This is a genomic window from Streptomyces sp. DSM 116795 (assembly GCF_055792905.1).
This window is the reverse complement of record NZ_CM147707.1, coordinates 1640754-1658122: the sequence shown is the minus strand read 5'-3', so window position 1 is coordinate 1658122 and position 17369 is coordinate 1640754. Positions and strand designations below refer to the sequence as shown.

Below are 17369 nucleotides of genomic sequence, written 5' to 3'. Positions count from 1 at the left end.
CTTCCCTCTACGGTCAGGTCAGTTCGGCCGAGCGGACACAACTGGACGGTGCGTGATGGGAGCGGTGCTCGCTGAGCAGGCGCTGGTGCGGATCCGCGATCTGGCGGGGCGGCCGCGCGGTACCGGCTTCGTCGCGGACGCCGAGGGCACCGTGATCACCAGCCATGAGGCGGTGGACGGGCTCACCCGCGTCGTCGTGCACTCCCATGGGGGTCGCAGCCACCTCGCGGAGTCCGCCGGCATCACGCCCCTCCCCGAATGGGACCTCGCCCTGATCCGTACGGAAGGTCTCGGGCTGGCTCCGCTTCTCATCGGGGCGGAACGTGCGGCGGCCGGGAGTACGCCGGTGCGGCTGTTCACATGGGGGGACGAGGGCGGTGCCGACGACGGGAGCGGCTCCGGCGGTGCGGAGTGCGAGAGCAGCCCCGGCGGTTGGGACGGCCGGGACGGTGCCGGCGCACGCGCCGTGCGGCAGCCGGGCGGCGTCTGGAACGGGGCCGAGCTGGCCGGCGGCGCCACCACCGTCACCTACACCTCGACCGACCGCTTCCAGGAGCTGGAAGGGGCGCTGGAGTTGACGCTGCCCGAGGCCGCGGCCTCCCGGCTCCGGCTGAACCGCCGGGCCTCCGGCGCTCCCGTGCTCGACGCCGGGACCGGTGCGGTGCTGGCCGTGCTGGGCACCGCCCTGCACGCCGCTGGCGCCGGCCGCTCTTCCGCGTTCGCCGTGCCGCTGCGTACGGCCGGACTGTGGGACGCCGAAGGGCAGTTGGGTGCGCTCCTCGCCCGTAACGGCGCAACGGTTCCCGGGTTCGGGCCGGACCTCAATCTGGCGGGGGCACTGCGGCTGACGGGGGCGACCGTACGTCCGGCGATGAGACGCGCCGCCGCAATCGCCACGCGGCACGTGGACCGTCCCGAAGTCACCGGTGCGCTGCGGGAGTTCAGCGGGAGCGGTGCCTCGGTGACGGCGCTCGTCGGGCGTACGGGCACGGGCCGTACGACTCAACTGGCCGCGCTCGCGGCCGGGCGTGCGAGCGGCACGGCACCCGCACCCACGGTGTGGCTGCGGGGCGCGCAGCTGCGCGAGGGCGACGGGAGCGTACGCGAGGCGGTGGGACGGGCGATGGAATCCGTCGCGCGGCAGCACGGGCCTGCCGCGGAAGGCGCGGCCGCATCCCGTGCGGACGTCGTCGCCCGGCTGGCGCGGGAGGCGCGCCGGCCGCTGCTGGTGCTGCTGGACGCGCCCGAGGAGATGCCCGCACGGCTTGCCCGCGAACTGCGCCGCTGGACTGCCGGTACGGCGGGCTGGCTCCGTGCCGCCGGTGCCCGGATGGTGGTCGCGTGCGGGCCCGAACAGTGGGAGGAACTGGGGGAGTTGTTCCCCGCGGGGCTGCTGTTCGACACGAGGGGCGAGGCAGACGGCAGGTCTGGTGGCGAGGGAGGAGCACGCGGATCGTCCTCGCGCGGGCTTCCTCCGTGCGTACGGATCGCCGATCTGAACGCACCGGAGGCCCAGCGCGCACGCGAGCTGTACGGCCTGGGCACGCAGGACCTGGCCGCGGCGGATGCCGGGCATCCACTGGTGATGCGCATGCTGTCGGAGATCCGGGCTGCGCAGGACGGCGGCCGGAGGACAGGGCCGGAAGACGGCCACGCGGGGCAGGAAGAGGGTCACGCGGGGCGGGAAGAGGGCGACGCCGGGCCGGAAGACGGCGACGGAACGCTTTCCGCGCCCCCGAGCCGGGACTGCGTCTTCTCCGCGTATCTCGGCCTCGTCGCGCTGCGCATCGCACAGAGGCTCTGCGGCCGTGCGGCTTCGGCCGGTGCGGTGCGGTGCACGGCGGCCCGTGCGTCGGGAGCCCTGCACGAGGCCGCGCGGCGCTGTCTGGGCGCCGCACAAGGCGCGCTGAACCGGGGGGACTTCGAGCACGTCTTCCCACGTTACGGCGGCTGGGCGGAGGCGGCGCTCGCGGACGGTGTTCTGGAGGCCGCGGGGGAGCAGTTCCGGTTCGCCGACGAGGAGTTCGGGGACTGGCTGCAGGGCCGGCACCTGGACGTCGACGCGGCGCTGGAGGCGCTCGTGCCCGCGCGGCGGGACGACGACGGTGCGGTCGGCGGGTCGGAGAGGGGCGCCGGAGGGGCGAGGGGCGCCGGGTGGGCGAGGGACGTCGGAGCGGCGAGGCCCGCCGGAGCGGCCGACGTTGCGGATGTCCGGGTGCCGAGGCACAGGATCGGGCCCGTCGTTCACGCGCTCGTGCTGAGCGCCCGGCTCGAAGGTCCGTACGCGCTGGAGAGGCGGCTGCGACCGCTGGCCGACGCCGTCACGCGGGGCGGGGACGGCGAGGCCGGCTGGTGGGCCGGGCGGCTGCTGCGGGAGACGCTGCTGCGCGTCAGGGACGCCCGCCCGTACTACGGGCTGCTGCGCGGGCTGGCAGAGCACATCGCCGCCGAAGGCCGGGAGCGCGCATGCGGGTTCGGGCCGTCGTTCTGGCGGCGGCTCGCACTGCCGACTGCGCAGCGGACCGGGCTGCTGCGGCTGCTGCTGCCGGCCGACGTGCCGCGTGCGGTCACTGCCGGCCCCGTGGGGGAGCGCTACCTCGACGTCGTACGGGAGCTGCTGGCCGCTGAGCCCGAGACCGTACAGCCGCTGCTGTGCGGCTGGTTCACGGACCGGCGGCCGCTGTCCCGGCCGGAGGAGCCCGCCGGTGACGCCGCCGCGGAGGCGGACCGCGACCGCGAAGTACCGCGGCCCACCGTGGCGTCGGCCGCGCAGGCCCTGCTGTACACGCACCGCAGGCAGGCCGTCGACATGACCCTCGACCTGCTGACCGACGCCTGCCATCCACGTGCCGACGAACTCCTCGGCGAGCTGGCCGAGGAGGAGCCCTCCGCGTTGTGCCGCGCCGTCGAGCGCTGGGCGCACGACGAGCGGACGCTGCGGCAGATCGCCGCCGCCGAGTACGGGCCGCGGATGGCACGGCACGTGCGTACGGCCACCGGCCGCCGGCATCTGGAACGTGCCGCGCGTGCCCTGCTGCGCCTGCCCGGTGGTTCCTCGGCGCACGGCCCGGCCGCCGTGACGATGCTGCTGCGGCTTCGGCAGCTCGCGCCGGAGCCGCAGCCGCAGTCGGAGCCTCAGCCGCAGCGGCCCGAGCGGCAGGGCCTTGTCGACACCGCGCTCGGCCTCCTCGCGGCCACGGGATCGGCGGAGCTGTCCGACGCGCTCGTCGATGAACTCGCTTGCCGGCCCGCATCCGCGCTCGCCGCCTTCCGCGTGCGGCTGCGCGGACACCCCGGCAGCGGCGCCCACCACCTGGCCGAAGTGCTCGCCGCAGTGCGCCGCCCGGAGCTCGCCGTACCGACCGCGGAAGTGGTGCGCGATCTCACCGAGACGCATCCGGGCAGCGCAGGTGACGTGCTGGCCGCGTTCGTACGGCGCAGACTCACGGAGCGCCCGGAGGGCTGCGCCGGCCTTCAGCTGCTGACAGATGCGCTGCTGTGTACTCCGTACGCGCCCCTGAGGGCAGGCCTCGCCCGAGCACTCTCCGCGGTGCCCGGTCCCGTGCCGCGGAGGCTGCTGGACGTACTGCTCGTCGGGGAGCGGGACGAAGCCGTGCTGGAGGCCGCGCTGGAAGCGACGGCGCACAGCGCACGGCCCGGAAAGCCTCATGAAAAGGGTGAAACAGGTCGAACGGAAGCAGTCCGGACGTCTGAGCAGCGCACCCGGGCCGCCCCGGCCCACGCGCGGGTCCCGTGCGGACGCCACTGAGCAGCATGGCACCCTTGGACCGGCGGAACCATCGGCATCGGCGAGGAGCAGGGACGTGCAGCGCTGGCGTGGCTTGGAGGACATCCCTGAGGGCTGGGGGCGCAGCGTCGTCACCATCGGCTCGTACGACGGGGTGCACCGGGGGCACCAGCTGATCATCAACAGGACGGTCGAGCGCGCCCGTGAACTGGGCGTGCCCGCGGTCGTCGTCACATTCGATCCCCATCCGAGCGAGGTCGTACGCCCCGGGAGCCACCCCCCGTTGCTCGCGCCGCACCCGCGGCGGGCCGAGATCATGGCGGAGTTCGGCGTGGACGCGGTGCTGGTGCTGCCCTTCACCGCGGAGTTCTCCCAGCTCACACCGGCCGACTTCGTCGCCAAGGTGCTGGTCGACAAGCTGCACGCGTCCAGTGTCGTGGAGGGGCCCAACTTCCGCTTCGGGCACAAGGCCGCGGGTGACGTCGCCTTCCTCGCGGAACTGGGCGGGACCTACGACTACGAAGTCGTCGTCGTCGACCTGTACGAACGGGGCGCGGCCGGCGGCGGCGAGCCCTTCTCCTCGACACTGGTACGGCGTCTGGTCGCCGACGGCGACGTCGAAGGGGCCGCCGAAGTGCTGGGCCGGCCGCACCGCGTGGAGGGCGTGGTCGTGCGCGGCGCGCAGCGCGGCCGTCAACTGGGCTATCCCACGGCCAACGTCGAGACCGTCCCGCACACTGCGGTACCTGCCGACGGGGTGTTCGCGGGCTGGCTGAACGCCGACGGCGAGCGCATGCCCGCTGCGATCTCCGTCGGCACGAACCCGCAGTTCGACGGGACGGAGCGGACCGTCGAGGCCTATGCGATCGACCGTGTGGACCTGGATCTGTACGGCAAGCACGTCTCGGTCGACTTCCTCCAGTACATCCGCGGGCAGGAGAAGTTCGACACGCTGGACGCCCTGATGGAGCGGATGGCCGAGGACGTCGGCCGCTGCCGGACGCTGGTGGCGCGGGCCGAGGCGGAGGAAGCCCGTACGGCGTGAGGCACGCCGGACAGGCAAGCGGGGCCGGCCCGGGATGATCCCCGTGCCGGCCCCTCCGACCGTCTAGCGTGCCTGGTCCGTCACCGCTGAGGCGGCACCTGCCCCGGAGGCTGCTGCGGCCAGCCGCCGCCCTGCTGCGGATAGGGCTGCTGTCCCGGTTGGGGCTGCTGCTGCGGGAACGGCGGCTGACCGTACGGCTGTTGCTGCGGCTGCCCCTGCTGCTGGCCGGGCAGCGGCGGCGCCATCTGGGCCGGCGGGTTGTTGCCGTTCCCCGACCACAGGCCCTGCTCCTGCTGCTGACGGGCGAAGTCCTCGGCGATGAGGGCAGAGAGGTTGAAGTACGCCTCGCGGGTCTTGGGACGCATCATGTCCAGGTCCAACTCGGCGCCCGCGGAGAGGTGTTCGTCGAACGGGATGGTCACAACGCCGCGGCAGCGCGTCTGGAAGTGCGCCACGATGTCGTCGACCTTGATCATCTTTCCGGTCTCGCGGACACCGGAGATCACCGTGATGCTCCGCTGCACCAGATCCCCGTAACCGTGTGCCGAGAGCCAGTCCAGCGTGGTGCTCGCGCTGCTGGCTCCGTCCACGGACGGCGTGGAGATGATGACCAACTGGTCGGCGAGGTCGAGCACTCCACGCATCGCCGAGTAGAGGAGGCCCGTACCCGAGTCGGTGAGGATGATCGGGTACTGCTTGCCGAGGATGTCGATGACACGGCGGTAGTCGTCGTCGTTGAAGGTCGTCGAGACGGCCGGGTCGACGTCGTTCGCGAGGATCTCCAGGCCGGACGCCGCCTGCGAGGTGAAGCGGCGGATGTCCATGTAGCTGTTGTTGAGGTACGGGATCGCCGTCACCAGGTCGCGGATGGTCGCGCCCGTCTCACGCCGCACGCGGCGCCCGAGTGTGCCCGCGTCCGGGTTCGCGTCGATCGCGATGACCTTGTCCTGCCGCTCGGTCGCCAGGGTCGAGCCGAGCGCGGTCGTGGTCGTCGTCTTGCCCACGCCGCCCTTGAGGCTGATGACGGCGATGCGGTAGCAGGAGAGCACCGGCGTACGGATCAGGCTGAGCTTGCGCTCACGCTCGGCCTCCTCCTTCTTGCCACCGAAGCGGAACTTGCCGCCGAGCGCGGGATTCTGGGAGCGCGGCTTCTTCCGGTTGTTGACCAGGCGGTCCGACGAGAGCTCGACCGCGGCCGTGTACCCGAGCGGATTGCCGCCCTGGCCCTGACGCCGCGCGTCCTCGGCGGGCGACTGGCCGGGCGCCATTGCCCCCGGGTCGGCGCCGGGGGGCGGGGGGCCCTGCGGGGCGGGCCCGGCGGGGCCGGGCTGCTGCTGGGGGGCGGGCTGGTAGGGCGGCTGCTGTTGCGGGTGCTGCTGGGGCTGGGCCTGCGGAGGCTGGCCGGGTTGACCGGGCTGACCGGGTTGGGGGTAGCCGTAGCCCTGTGGGGGTTGTTGCTGGCCGGGCTGCGGTTGTTGTTGCGCGGGCTGTGGGTAGCCGTAACCGGGCTGTGCCGCTTGCGGGTTGGGCGCGGGCGGCTGCTGCTGGGGCTGGGCCTGCGGAGGCTGGCCGGGTTGGCCGGGTTGGGGGTAGCCGTAGCCGGGCTGTGCCGCCTGGGGGTTGGGCGCGGGCGGCTGCTGCTGCGGCTGCGCTTGCGGAAGCTGTGCCTGCTGGGGCTGTGGCTGTGCGGGCTGCGGGTAGCCGTAACCGGGCTGCGCGGCCTGCTGATCGTGCGCCGCGGGCTGCTGTCCCGGCTGTGGGTAGCCGTAGCCGGGCTGTGCCGCCTGGGGGTTGGCCGCGGGCGGCTGCTGCTGCGGCTGTGCATGCGGAAGCTGTGCCTGCTGGGGCTGTGGCTGCGGTTGTCCCGGCTGCGGGTACCCGTACCCGGACGGCTGCTGCTGTGCCGCCGGCTGCTGCGGGTAGCCGTAGCCCCCTTGCTGCGGGAACTGCGCGGGCGTACCGGCCGCGGGCGTACCGGGAGTGGCAGCGCCCGACGGCGGGTTCCCCGCGACCGGAGCCGAATCGCTCCCGGAGGTCGCGGGCTGGAAGTCCGGGGGGAGCGGCGGCAGTTCGGTGGACTGCGCACCCTGTTCACCGCTGCCGCCGCCCGGCGTCGTCCAGGGGGCGCCCTGCTGGGGGAGCGGCGTCGACTCGGGCGCAGGCTCCGGCGCGGGCGCAGGCTCGGGCATCGGCGCGGACTCGGCCGTCGGCGCGGGCTCGGGCGCGGCGCTCTCCTCCGCTCCCGGGAAGGCTCCCGGGAAGGTGCCGGTGCTGCTTACGCCGTCGTCCGCGGCGGGCGGTTCGCCGTCCTCCGCTGCCTCGTTCGCCTCGTCCGTCTCGGTCGCGCCGTCCTCCGCGGCGAGGTCGGCGGAGGGGCGCGGCTCGTCGGGCTCGTTCCTTTCGCCGCTCGCGTCCGTGCCATCGGTCTCGGCTCGCGCCGCCACGTCCGTCGACGGAGACTGCTGGTCGTACGAACGAGGGTCCACGGAGGATGTGTCGTCCCGTCCGGGGAGCGGGATCGCCGAGCCCTCGGGTTCCGCAGCACCGGTCGACGCCGAGTCCTCGGCGGCAGGCTGCGGAACCGCGGGGAAGGAGGGGACAGAGGGGAACGACGGTGGGGAGGCGGCAGTTGCCTCCGACGCCGTCGTGTCAGGCGCGTGGGTCGCATCCGTGGCGGCCGCGCTGTCCTGCGGCGTACCGGCCGGGGCTCCGCCGTCTCCGGCCGGCGGCTGCCCGAACTCGCCCCGTCCGTCACCGTATTCACCGGAATCGGGGCGTGGCTCCTGTTCCTGCTGATCCGGTCGTTGGGGCGCCGACGGCTGCGACAGCGGCGCCATCACATAGGTGGCGTCCGCGCGGACGGGCGGCCCGGACCCGGTGTCCTGCGGCCCCTGTCCCGCGAAAGAAGAGCTGTTGGGATCGTGCTCGCCCGCGGCCGGCGCCTGTGGGAACTGGAGAGGCGGTGGTGTCGCGGGCGTGGCCTGCGGCGGTTCCGGAGCGACGGGGCCGGGCCCGGCCGGCTGTCCGGGCGCACCCGGCAGCGGCTGGGGCGGAGCGAAGGGCGGCGGCGTCGTCGGACCGCTCGGATTGTCCCCCACACCAGGGGTGTTCGGGGCCGCGGCGCTGTCCGCGTCCTGCGTGTACCAGGCAGGGGGCGTGTAGTCGATGGTGAACTGGCCCGTCGACTCGGTGTCGTTCTCGGGAGCTGAATCATCGAACCGATCGGTATCGGGCCCCGTCCTGCCCCAGCGGATCTCGTCCCGATCGCTGCTCACAATGCCTCCTGCTGTGTGGTCGCACACCCCGTTTGTTGCGCAGTGGCCCAGCCTAATCACGACCGCTCCGGGCACGGCACTGTGGCCCCGTCCGTGCTCTGTGCCCGGGGGCCACTCTGTTCGCCTACGACCCGACTCAACCAGTCGAAGGTCTCGGTCCAGTCTCGGAGCGCACCGTCCGGCGGTCAACTTTCCGCCGTTTCAGGGTTGCTGTCCGTCCTGTACCAGTGCCGCTTCCCACACCCTCGGGTGGCGCGGATGACGAGTGTCAGGGGGGTACGGGGCGGATGGGCCGGTGCCCGCCTGCAGCCGGGCCGCAGCGGCTGGCCCGGTGCCCGGCGGACACCGTCACGCGCCCGCGTCGGTCACGTCACCCCAGGCCAGGTCAGGGCACGTCACCTCGGTCAGGAACGGTCACGTCATCTCGCGTCACGCGGCGCCACCCCCGGTCCCGCGTCCAGGCCGGCCTCGGTCGAGGCCGGGCCAACCTCAGTCGAGACGGCGCGCGTTGCCGAGCAGGCCGGCCTCGGCGTCCGTCGGCTGCGTCAGGGAGTAGTACCTGTCCTTGCGCGTGCACCACAGGGTGACGCCGTCACCCAGAGTCGAGAGGGCCTCCGTCTCCTCGCGGGGCAGCCGCATCGTCCGCGACAGATGCCCCGCCTCGTCCGGGGAGACCCGCTGGATGCCCACCAGCGAGGACGTCTGCAGCAGCCGCGGTGCCGCCGGGCTGAGGTACGGGAGCAGCGTCACCACCGACTGCCACGGTGCCGAAGTCACGCGCCCCCGCGGAGGCTTCATGCCGCAGTCCCGGATGATCACGACGGGGCTGCCGACCGAGGGACCGAGTGACGGCACGTGCCCGACGTCGTAGAGCATCATGCACTGCTGCTCCGCCCCCGCGGCACGCACCAGAGACGTCCACACATGCGTACGGCCCGTCTCGACCGCGACGCGCGCCCCGGTGCCCGCCGCACGCAGCGCCAGCACCTGCGCCGTCCACAGACCGCCGATCAGCAGCACGTCGTACGCCGTACGCCGGCTGAGCCCGAGAACGGCGGGCTGCCGCTGCGCGTCCGTACCGATCACGACGCCGTCGTCACCGAGCGGGACGCCTATGGCGGCGAGTTGCTCCACGGCGACCTTGTGCCGCAGATGGCGCGGACCGCGAAGCCCGAAACCGGGCCGGCGCGGACGGGCGGCCCGCTCCTGCTCCTCGTCGGTGTGCCCGAAGACCGGCACGACTCCCGTGTCGGTCGCGGTCGCCACGTGACGCGGCTGCGCCGGTTCGCCGTCCTGGCCGACGCCGCCCTGCGGCTGCTGACGGCCCAGGCCCGCCCCGGGCATGCCGGTCTGTCTGGGCATCATCGGAGTGGACATCAGCTGGTGCCTCCGAGGGGCAGAGTGGCGAGCACACCGGGCGTCTGCTCCCGGTCCAGCGGGACGAGCCCGGTCTTCGCCCGGCTCGCCGTGCGCTGCAGTTCACGCCGCGCGGTGGACAGGTCGTTCTCGCTGCGGGTGACGATGCGCACGTGCCCGGCGATGGACGCCGAACGCCCGTCCCCCCGGCTCAGCGTCAGGCTGAAGACGGAGGTGAAAACGCGCAGCGAGGTGAGGATGGACGCCAGGTGCGCCGAGCTCACGGCGTTCGGGCCGACCTGGGGCCAGCGGCTGATCCAGTACGTCGCGTGCCAGCGGTCGTCGCAGCGCCAGCCGCGCACCGACTCCTCTGTGCGCCGCTGTCCGGGCCGGCCGTCCTGCGAAGTGGCGTTGCCCGCCCGCGGGTTGAGACATGTGGAGGTGGCCAGGGCCTGGGTGAGCTCCGTCTCGTTGAGCACCGAGGCGCTGAATCCCGCGCCCTCCAGCCGGCTCGCGAGCTGGTCCGCGGCGCGCACCAGCGAACGCTGCGCGCCGCCGAGCCCGCCGCCGCGCGCCTCGACCGCCTCCGGCGTCAGTTCGGGCGTGAGCTTCAGCGCGACCCACGTCATACGGAGCGACGGGATTCCCGAGGCCTCCTGGAGCATCCCGTACGACCGTGCCACCACGGACTGTTCGGGCAGATGCGGCGCCGGCGCGGGCTGGGTGTGCTGGACGATCTGGACGGACTCCAGCCGGATGTCGTCGGTCGTCAGGGCGTCGTGCAGCACGTCCAGCGGCACGGGGCGCTCGACGCGGCCCCTGCGCCCCGGGCGCAGCGGAGCGTCCTGGCCCTCGACCGCGATGAGCGCCGTCAGGAAGGTGCCATCACCGACCATGCCGACCGCGCGGTCCTCGCGCGTCACGTACGTGGACGTCTGTACGGCCGGGTCGCACTCGACGACCGGCGCGAGACTGGGATCGGTGCCCGGCGGAAGCGGATACTTCGCCTCCCGCTTGCGGCGCCGCAGCGACCGCTTCAGCTCATACCACTCGGAGAGCGGGTGCTTCCGGCGGCGCACCAGGGCGAACAGCGTCAGCAGCCCGGCCGCCACGGCGGCCGGCAGCACCAGCCACTTCTGTGCGATCCAGGCGACCAGCAGAAGCCCGGCAGCGACCTCGATCAGTACCAGCTGCTGCAGTCGCACCGGGCCGAAACTGCCGGGCTTGCTGCTCAGCCGGAGCGTTGCGGTGCCAGGTGCCTGCGCGGCCGCCGGGGCCTGTTGCTCGTCGCTGCGCTGAGACGGTACGCGCTGGTCCCGGGACCGGCTGCGGGTGGCGCTCGTCATCCCCCGTAATTCCCCTTCGAGGTGTCATCTGCACGGCTGCTGACCTCAGTCGCCGTTTCCGCGTGCGGTTCGGTTCGCTTTGCTTCGCTCTGTTTCGGGACGCGGTCCGGGCGCCGCACAGGCGGCTTCTGCTGCGTAATGCTCTCGGTGATGTCGCCGCTTCAGCGATTCGCCGCTTCGGCGTCTGCGGTCGCCCCCTGCTGTGCCGTCGTCTTCGCCGGCTCCGGTGCCGTAGGCGGAGCCGTACCGGCCTGCATCGCGAACGGATGCGGGCCGGACGTCAGGATACTCATCGCGAACGCGGCCCCGCAGGCGGCTGACAGCAGGGCGAGTGAGGGCATTGTGCGGATACCGCGACGTCCGCCACCACCCGGGCGTTTGCGTACGCACCGTGGAGCGGCATAGTAGTGCAGCCGGGGGAGGCGGACTTGGGAGCCGGCGCGGATCCGGGACGATCCGGCAAGGCACAATTCTCCGAGCACCGCACACCACCAAGACACCACCAGTACCTGGGTACTTCGGTACTTCACCAGCACGTGAACGGGAGAGACGGGGACCGATGGCGACGCGGCGGGACGAGCTCAGCGCCCACACCTTCGCGCGGAAGCGCACGCTTGCAGCCTTTCTGCAGCCGGAATCGAGAGTGTCCGACGAGGAGGCCCCGCGTCCCGTGCGGGCGATCATGCCCAGCGCGGTGATGGGTCTGGTGCTGGTCGCCGGCTTCATCGCCTGGGGGGCCATCGCCCCCAGTGCGCCCCCGGGTTGGGACAAGGTGGGCGAGCACATCATCGTCGACAGTGATTCCACGACTCGGTATGTCGTCCTGAAGGACAAGACCAAGAGCGGCAAGAAGGTCGAGCAGCTCCACCCCGTGATGAACTTCGCCTCCGCCAAACTCGTCCTGGACAAGGGCAAGGGCGAGGTCATAGAGGTCTCGGGCAAGGACATCGACGAGAGCCCCATGGCTCGCGGTGCCACCATCGGAATCCCGTACGCCCCCGACCGGCTGCCGAGCACGGCCGACGCCGAGTCGCCGAAGGAGTGGGCGGTCTGCGAGAAGCCCGCCTCGAACGGCCAGGGCGAGCCCCAGCAGGGCGTGTTCGTACTGGGCGGCCGTGACAAGAACACCCTCAAGAACAAGTACCGCCTGGGCAACGGTCAGGCGCTGTTCGTCGAGGACAGCGAGACCGGGGACCAGTACGTGGTCGACGGCACGGGTACGAAGATGCTGCTGCACGGGCGCATGCAGGAGGACGAGGAGTTCTTGCAGGAACGCACTCTGCTGACCAGGCTCGCGATGGAAAGGCCCGAGAAACCGCAGAAAGTCTCAAGCCAGTGGCTGAAGACCCTGAACAGCGGTGACACGCTCACGTTCCCCAACCTCGGTGCCAATGTCGGGAGCCCCGCACAGTTCGATGGGGTGGACCAACTCCCCGCCGGGGCCCGTGAAGTCGGGAAGGTGCTCAAGTCCACCGACACGGGTACGCCGTATCACTACGTGGTGATGAAGAACAAGGTGCAGCGGGCGACCCCGCTCGTCGCGAAGCTCGCCATGGGCGGGGCGGGCCTGGGCCAGCGGAAACCCATCTCGGTCAACGACATTCAGGCGGCGAACGCGGGAGCCGAGGAGAACGAGGCGACCGGCGGCAAGGGCTGGCCCGAGGACGTGCTCACCCCCGTCAACCGCAGGGCCGAAGGCATCGGTTCCACATCACGCACGGTCTCCTGCAGTGTCTACACGGGGAAGATGTCCGGCGGGGCTCCCAAGCTGGCCGCCTGGGCCGGACCCGATTACCCGGCCAACATCGTCGACGGTGCGGCCAGCGCGTACGTCAGCTCCGGATCCGGGCTGCTGTACCAGGAGTTCAGCGGCAAGGGCGGCGGCGGTGCCCGGTACCTGCTGACCGACTCCGGCCTGCGGCACGCTCTCCGGGGCGGTGGCGGCGGCCAGCAGGGCGGCGGCGCCAAGGAGGAGAGCGCGCAAATGCGGCTCGGCTACGAAAAGGCCAAGGTCGCCCGGGTTCCGCAGAGTTGGTCCTCGCTGCTGCCCAAGGGCCCGACGCTGGACCCGGACAGCGCATCGCAGGAACAGGGTCTGTGACGCACGGAACGCCGGCGGGCGCTGACGCGTGCATCGACTGGCCGATCTTCGGGTAGGAGTAACTCCCGCCTTCTGGGCGGGAGTTACTCCTTTCCGGGGGTTTCACGGGGTGGACGGGGGGCAGGGTGATTTCGGTGTGTGAAGCACCGGCCGCAGTGTGATCACGGATTGGTCGCGGCGGTGTGTTGACCACGTGACGGTAATGGCATGCGAACAGCTGTGTCGGTGGGGCAGGGTAGTGTTCTTCCGGTGTCAGCTGACGGCCCGTTCTGTACGTGGCATAGGGTGACCCACCAGCCCGACGCGGGCTGCTGAGACGTTCACTAGATGATGCATGGGGGAAGGTGCGCCATGGCAGGACAGTTTCGGGTAACAGAGGACGAGCTCCGGGCTCTGTCGTCGAAGATCAGCGAGGTCAACAGCTCCGTCCAGGGTGAGGTCAAGCGCCTCGACGGTGTGATCAGCCAGATCGCCGGCGGCTGGCAGGGCCAGGCGGCCAGCGCTTACAACCGGCTGCAGCAGCAGTGGAACGAGGATGCGCGCAAGATGAACAACATCCTCAACGACATCAAGGAAGCGGTCGACTCCACCCGTCAGAACTACTCGGCGACGGAAGAGCAGCAGAACTCCGAGGTCAGCAAGATCATGTCGGACTTCGGCTGATCCAGGGCCAGTTGGCCGATCAGACGGAATTCGTCATTCCGTACGAGTTCACAGCTACTACTACCGAAGAATCGCTGAAGGAGGAGTCGTAAAGTGTCCGGAATTCTCGTCAATTTCCAGACGGTGACGCAGGCGTCGCAGGACGTGAGGTCCACGGCCGGCCGTATCAAGAGCCAGCTCGACGACCTCGAGGCCATGGTCAAGCGCGTGGCCAGCACCTGGGAAGGTTCCGCCCAGGAGGGCTACCAGGCCAAGCAGCGTCAGTGGGACCAGACCGCTGACCACCTGCACCAGGTTCTGCTCAAGATCTCGACCGCGCTGCAGAACTCGGCGGACAACTACCAGTCCACCGAGAAGAGCAACGCGAACGTCTGGGGCAACTGAGCAACCGGCAGCGCCCGTACGAGGAGTGGGCCCGGCCTCTCGCAGGCGGGCCCGCTCCTGCCGTTGCGTCAGGGCGTGCGACCGGGCCGGGGTGAGCACGTCGGCACGGACCGGCGTCCCCGGGGGAGAGTCACGATGTCCATGGCTAGCACTGGATTCAATCAGGAAGTCCTGAACGCAGATTCCGTTCAGGCAAGGCCCCGCAGAACCCGCTGCGCCCAGCGGGCGTTCGTCGTGCTCGCGGCGCTCGGTCTCGTGGCCGTCGGCTCCGCCGCACCTGCCGTCGCGGCACCGGCGTCTCCTGCGAAAGGCGGCGGCAGCCCGTCCGCGGAGCACTCGCCGGGCAGGGCGGGCCAGGATCAGGGCCTGGACAGCACCGAATGCAAGTTCGGCGGCAAGAACATCACGAGCACCCCGTGGTCGCTCCAGCGCGTACTTCTGGACGAGCTGTGGAGCACCGGGAAGGGCGACGGAGTCACGGTCGCCGTCATCGACACGGGCGTCGACAAGGGCAACCCCCAGATCCGCCCCGCCCTCGCTCCTGGCGGCAAGGACTTCGTCGGCAAAGCGAAGAACGGTACGACGGACGTCAACGGCCACGGTACGCGGGTCGCCGGCATCATCGCCGCCCGGCAGAGTTCCGGCACCGGCTTCTCGGGCATCGCCCCTGAGGCGCAGATACTGCCGCTCCGGTACACGGGCAGCGAGGACCCGGAGGAGCAGGGCAACTCCGTCACGATGTCCAAGGCCATCAAGTATGCGGTGTCCAAGGATGTCGACATCATCAACATCTCGTCCGACACGGTGAAGAAGGAGCCCAACGCCGACCTCGAAGCCGCCATCGACGTAGCGGTCGAGAGGGACATCCTCGTCGTTGCCGCCGCCGGCAACGACGGCGCGGACGGGAAGCTCGAGAACACCTACCCCGCCGCCTACGAGGGCGTCCTCGCCGTGGGGGCGTCCGACCGCAACAACGAGCGGGCGTTCTTCTCCCAGTCCGGCGAATTCGTGGACATCGCGGCGCCCGGCGTCGGCATGGTCTCCACCGTTCCCAAGGGCGGGCAGTGCTCCGCCGACGGCACGTCCTTCTCGGCTCCGTACGTCGCCGGCGTCGCCGCGCTGCTTTATGAGAAGTATCCGGAATGGACCTCCGAGCAGATCGCCACTCGCCTCCAGCAGACGGCCAACAGGCCCGGCTCCGACGCGGACTCGCAGCTCGGCTGGGGCGTCGTCGACCCTGTCGCCGCCCTTTCGAGTGACGACAAGCCGCAGAGCACTCCGCGCCCCGACAAGCCCAAGCAGAGCGGGCACGTCACGCCGATGTCCCTCACGGTCGGTGAGAGCGAAACCGAACGCACACAGCGCATCTCGGTCTACGTCATGGCCGCAGGCACAGTTCTGACACTGCTCATCGGCGGCACTGCCATCGCAGCCCGCGACCACCGCCGCAAGCGCACAGCCGCGAACGGCCCGGCGGACACCACAACTTCAACGAGGCACTAGGCAGCAGGGGGAGAGGAGACGGGGCTATGAGCAGCGGATACAAGGTCGATCTGAGCGCCCTGGACGAGGTCATCAAGAAGCTGAACCGCGTGGTCGACGACATGGGCGGCCCTCACACCTGCGCCAAGTACGAGACGTACTTGCCCGCCGGCTGGCTGGGGAAGGACTTCAGCGAAGAGAACGACTTCCGCGGGGCGCACGGCAACGTAAAGAGCGACATCGAACGTTACATCAAGCAGTTGCAGAACTTGATCAACCAGTTCAGCTCCAACGCGTCACAGGTCCGTCGGAACTACGACGACCAGGAGCAGAAGACCAAGCACGGCGTCTCGACGGGCTCCGGTGGTGGCAAGTGATGGGCCCGGACCAGAACTCAACGGTGGGGAGTGACTGCTAATGGGATACCCGGCCCATGGCCATATGACGCCGGAGCAGATCGAGGCTCAGCAGCGGGCGATCGAACAGGCCAAGAAGGAATCGCACGACGAAGGTCTTGAGGGTCATGAGAAGGAGATCGCCGACTACAAGAAGCTCAACGGGCAGTTCCCACTTCAAACGAACTTCACGGCTCATGACATCGACCAGCTGAAGGGCATGATCGAGCACGCCAACCCCGATGGCGTCGACACGGTCGGCAAGAACTGGAAAAGGGTTCACGACAAGCTGGTGGGGGAGGGCGGGGGCAGTTCACCGTCAGGAGGCAGTGCCTACGGCCAGTTGAAGAAGGCAGTCGACGAGGTCCTGGAGCACTGGGAGGGAGAAAGCGCCAACCAGTTCAGGACCAAGGCGTACAGGATCCTTCAGCAGATCGCCAACAGCGCGACTCACGCTCAGAATGTGTCTGAGGTCATGACCGCAGCGGCGAATGACCTTCGTACGCAGCGGGACGCGATCAGCAAGATTGAAAAGCCCAACTGGCTCTCCAAGGCGTGGGACTGCGTCACCGACTCCGGGCGTGACGACAAGTACACGCAGGAGGACGTAAAGAGCGGCAACATCCCCAAGGACCTCATCTCGGAGGCCAACGAGAACTACATCGGGGAAGAGAAGGAAGCTCAGCTCAAGGCTGCCGCCATCATGGAGACCCTTGGGCGTAGCTACGTGGGCTACGGAAAGAGGTTGGACTCCAAGGGCACGAGGGATGACAAAGACTCGATCCCCCCGGCGGAGCCAACAAGTCCTATGCCGACGCCAATCCCTGCAACTTCAGGGTCGTCAGCGACGCCGTCTGCCAGCGTAAGCCCGAAATCCACCACGGGGCTGGCAGGTACGAGCACAGCACAGTCGGCCACAGGTCCGCGTGATTCAGGAATTTCCGGTGGGCAGCAGGTCCCCGCGAGTCATACGAAGGTTGACAGTCTGCCGTCCGGCATTTCGGGTGGCGGCAGCGGCGCGGCCGGCGGCGGAGCTGTGTCGGGAGCCGGTGCAGGCGCTGGTGTAGGCGCAGCCGGAGGTGCTGGCGCGACAGCGGGTGTGCCCGGTGGCGGTCTTGTTGGCGGCGGTGCGGCCGCTGCTGGTGGAGCCCGGGGTGCTGCTGGGCGTGCCGGCATCGGAGGTGCTGGTGCTATGGGTGGCCGCGGCGCAGGCGCAGCAGGTGCAGGTGCCCGAGGAACCGCGGGAGCTGCTGGTCGTGGTGCTCTGGCCAAGGCGAAGGGCGGGGTTGCAGGGGCCCCCAAGGGGATCAGCGGTGGCAGGCCAGCAACTCCCGGTGGAACCGGTCTTGGAAAGGGCAGAGGCGGTGCGTCGGGTGCCGCGGGACGTGGCGGCGCTGGAATGCTTGGCGGGGCCAGGGGCACGAGCCAGCGGCCCGGTGACCAAGAGCGCGAGCAGGGAAGCCGTCCGGACTATCTTGTCGAGGACGAAGAGACCTGGACGCCCGAGGATAACCGGAGCGTCCCCAAGACGATCGAGTAGCAACTGTGGCAGGTAGCCACTGAGGAAGGCAGAT

General features: G+C 70.6%; 11 protein-coding genes. 8 read left to right on the top strand and 3 right to left on the bottom strand.

The window, feature by feature from the left end; genetic code table 11:
• Positions 1-64: 64 nt before the first annotated feature.
• Positions 65-3769 carry a trypsin-like peptidase domain-containing protein gene (locus tag ACSMXX_RS06985; RefSeq protein WP_473183170.1) on the top strand — a complete coding sequence of 1235 codons (3705 nt, stop codon included), beginning with the start codon at positions 65-67 and terminating at the stop codon, positions 3767-3769.
• A gap of 55 nt (positions 3770-3824) precedes the next feature.
• A complete protein-coding gene (locus ACSMXX_RS06980) occupies positions 3825-4793 on the top strand; it encodes a bifunctional riboflavin kinase/FAD synthetase (RefSeq protein ID WP_473183169.1) in 969 nt (322 codons plus the stop codon).
• An 80-nt stretch (positions 4794-4873) separates the two neighbouring features.
• Here ACSMXX_RS06980 and ACSMXX_RS06975 read toward each other — a convergent pair whose 3' ends face one another.
• The 3 genes from ACSMXX_RS06975 to eccE form a co-directional block, all read right to left on the bottom strand.
• The gene (locus tag ACSMXX_RS06975) at positions 4874-8068 is read right to left on the bottom strand and encodes an SCO5717 family growth-regulating ATPase (RefSeq protein ID WP_473183168.1); all 3195 of its coding nucleotides are present in this window, start codon (positions 8066-8068) and stop codon (positions 4874-4876) included.
• A gap of 489 nt (positions 8069-8557) precedes the next feature.
• Positions 8558-9412, bottom strand: a complete 855-nt coding sequence (locus ACSMXX_RS06970; RefSeq protein WP_473184670.1) for a hypothetical protein — start codon at positions 9410-9412, stop codon at positions 8558-8560.
• 32 nt (positions 9413-9444) lie between these two features.
• Positions 9445-10770, bottom strand: a complete 1326-nt coding sequence (gene eccE / locus ACSMXX_RS06965) for a type VII secretion protein EccE (RefSeq protein WP_473183167.1) — start codon at positions 10768-10770, stop codon at positions 9445-9447.
• Between the two features lie 559 nt (positions 10771-11329).
• Between eccE and eccB the strand changes: the two genes are divergently transcribed.
• The 6 genes from eccB to ACSMXX_RS06935 all read left to right on the top strand — a co-directional run bounded on the left by eccB (position 11330) and on the right by ACSMXX_RS06935 (position 17335).
• A complete protein-coding gene (eccB, locus tag ACSMXX_RS06960; RefSeq protein WP_473183166.1) occupies positions 11330-12871 on the top strand; it encodes a type VII secretion protein EccB in 1542 nt (513 codons plus the stop codon).
• Between the two features lie 351 nt (positions 12872-13222).
• The gene (locus ACSMXX_RS06955; RefSeq protein WP_473183165.1) at positions 13223-13534 is read left to right on the top strand and encodes a WXG100 family type VII secretion target; all 312 of its coding nucleotides are present in this window, start codon (positions 13223-13225) and stop codon (positions 13532-13534) included.
• Positions 13535-13627: 93 nt separating this feature from the next.
• A complete protein-coding gene (locus tag ACSMXX_RS06950) occupies positions 13628-13918 on the top strand; it encodes a WXG100 family type VII secretion target (RefSeq protein WP_473183164.1) in 291 nt (96 codons plus the stop codon).
• A gap of 141 nt (positions 13919-14059) precedes the next feature.
• Positions 14060-15421 (top strand): type VII secretion-associated serine protease mycosin, encoded by a 1362-nt coding sequence (mycP, locus tag ACSMXX_RS06945; RefSeq protein WP_473183163.1) that lies wholly within the window; start codon positions 14060-14062, stop codon positions 15419-15421.
• A 26-nt stretch (positions 15422-15447) separates the two neighbouring features.
• Complete coding sequence (locus ACSMXX_RS06940; RefSeq protein WP_473183162.1) at positions 15448-15777, top strand: hypothetical protein; 330 nt, start codon at positions 15448-15450, stop codon at positions 15775-15777.
• A gap of 64 nt (positions 15778-15841) precedes the next feature.
• Positions 15842-17335 (top strand): WXG100 family type VII secretion target, encoded by a 1494-nt coding sequence (locus ACSMXX_RS06935; protein ID WP_473183161.1) that lies wholly within the window; start codon positions 15842-15844, stop codon positions 17333-17335.
• The last annotated feature ends 34 nt before the right edge of the window (positions 17336-17369 follow it).

Excerpts from the sequence above, each read along its gene's own strand:
- ACSMXX_RS06935 (WP_473183161.1), top strand. The coding sequence starts at position 15,842 with ATGACGCCGGAGCAGATCGAGGCTCAGCAGCGGGCGATCGAACAGGCC.
- eccE (WP_473183167.1), bottom strand. The coding sequence starts at position 10,770 with ATGACGAGCGCCACCCGCAGCCGGTCCCGGGACCAGCGCGTACCGTCT.
- mycP (WP_473183163.1), top strand. The coding sequence starts at position 14,060 with ATGGCTAGCACTGGATTCAATCAGGAAGTCCTGAACGCAGATTCCGTT.
- ACSMXX_RS06955 (WP_473183165.1), top strand. The coding sequence starts at position 13,223 with ATGGCAGGACAGTTTCGGGTAACAGAGGACGAGCTCCGGGCTCTGTCG.
- ACSMXX_RS06940 (WP_473183162.1), top strand. The coding sequence starts at position 15,448 with ATGAGCAGCGGATACAAGGTCGATCTGAGCGCCCTGGACGAGGTCATC.
- ACSMXX_RS06970 (WP_473184670.1), bottom strand. The coding sequence starts at position 9,412 with ATGCCCGGGGCGGGCCTGGGCCGTCAGCAGCCGCAGGGCGGCGTCGGC.
- eccB (WP_473183166.1), top strand. The coding sequence starts at position 11,330 with ATGGCGACGCGGCGGGACGAGCTCAGCGCCCACACCTTCGCGCGGAAG.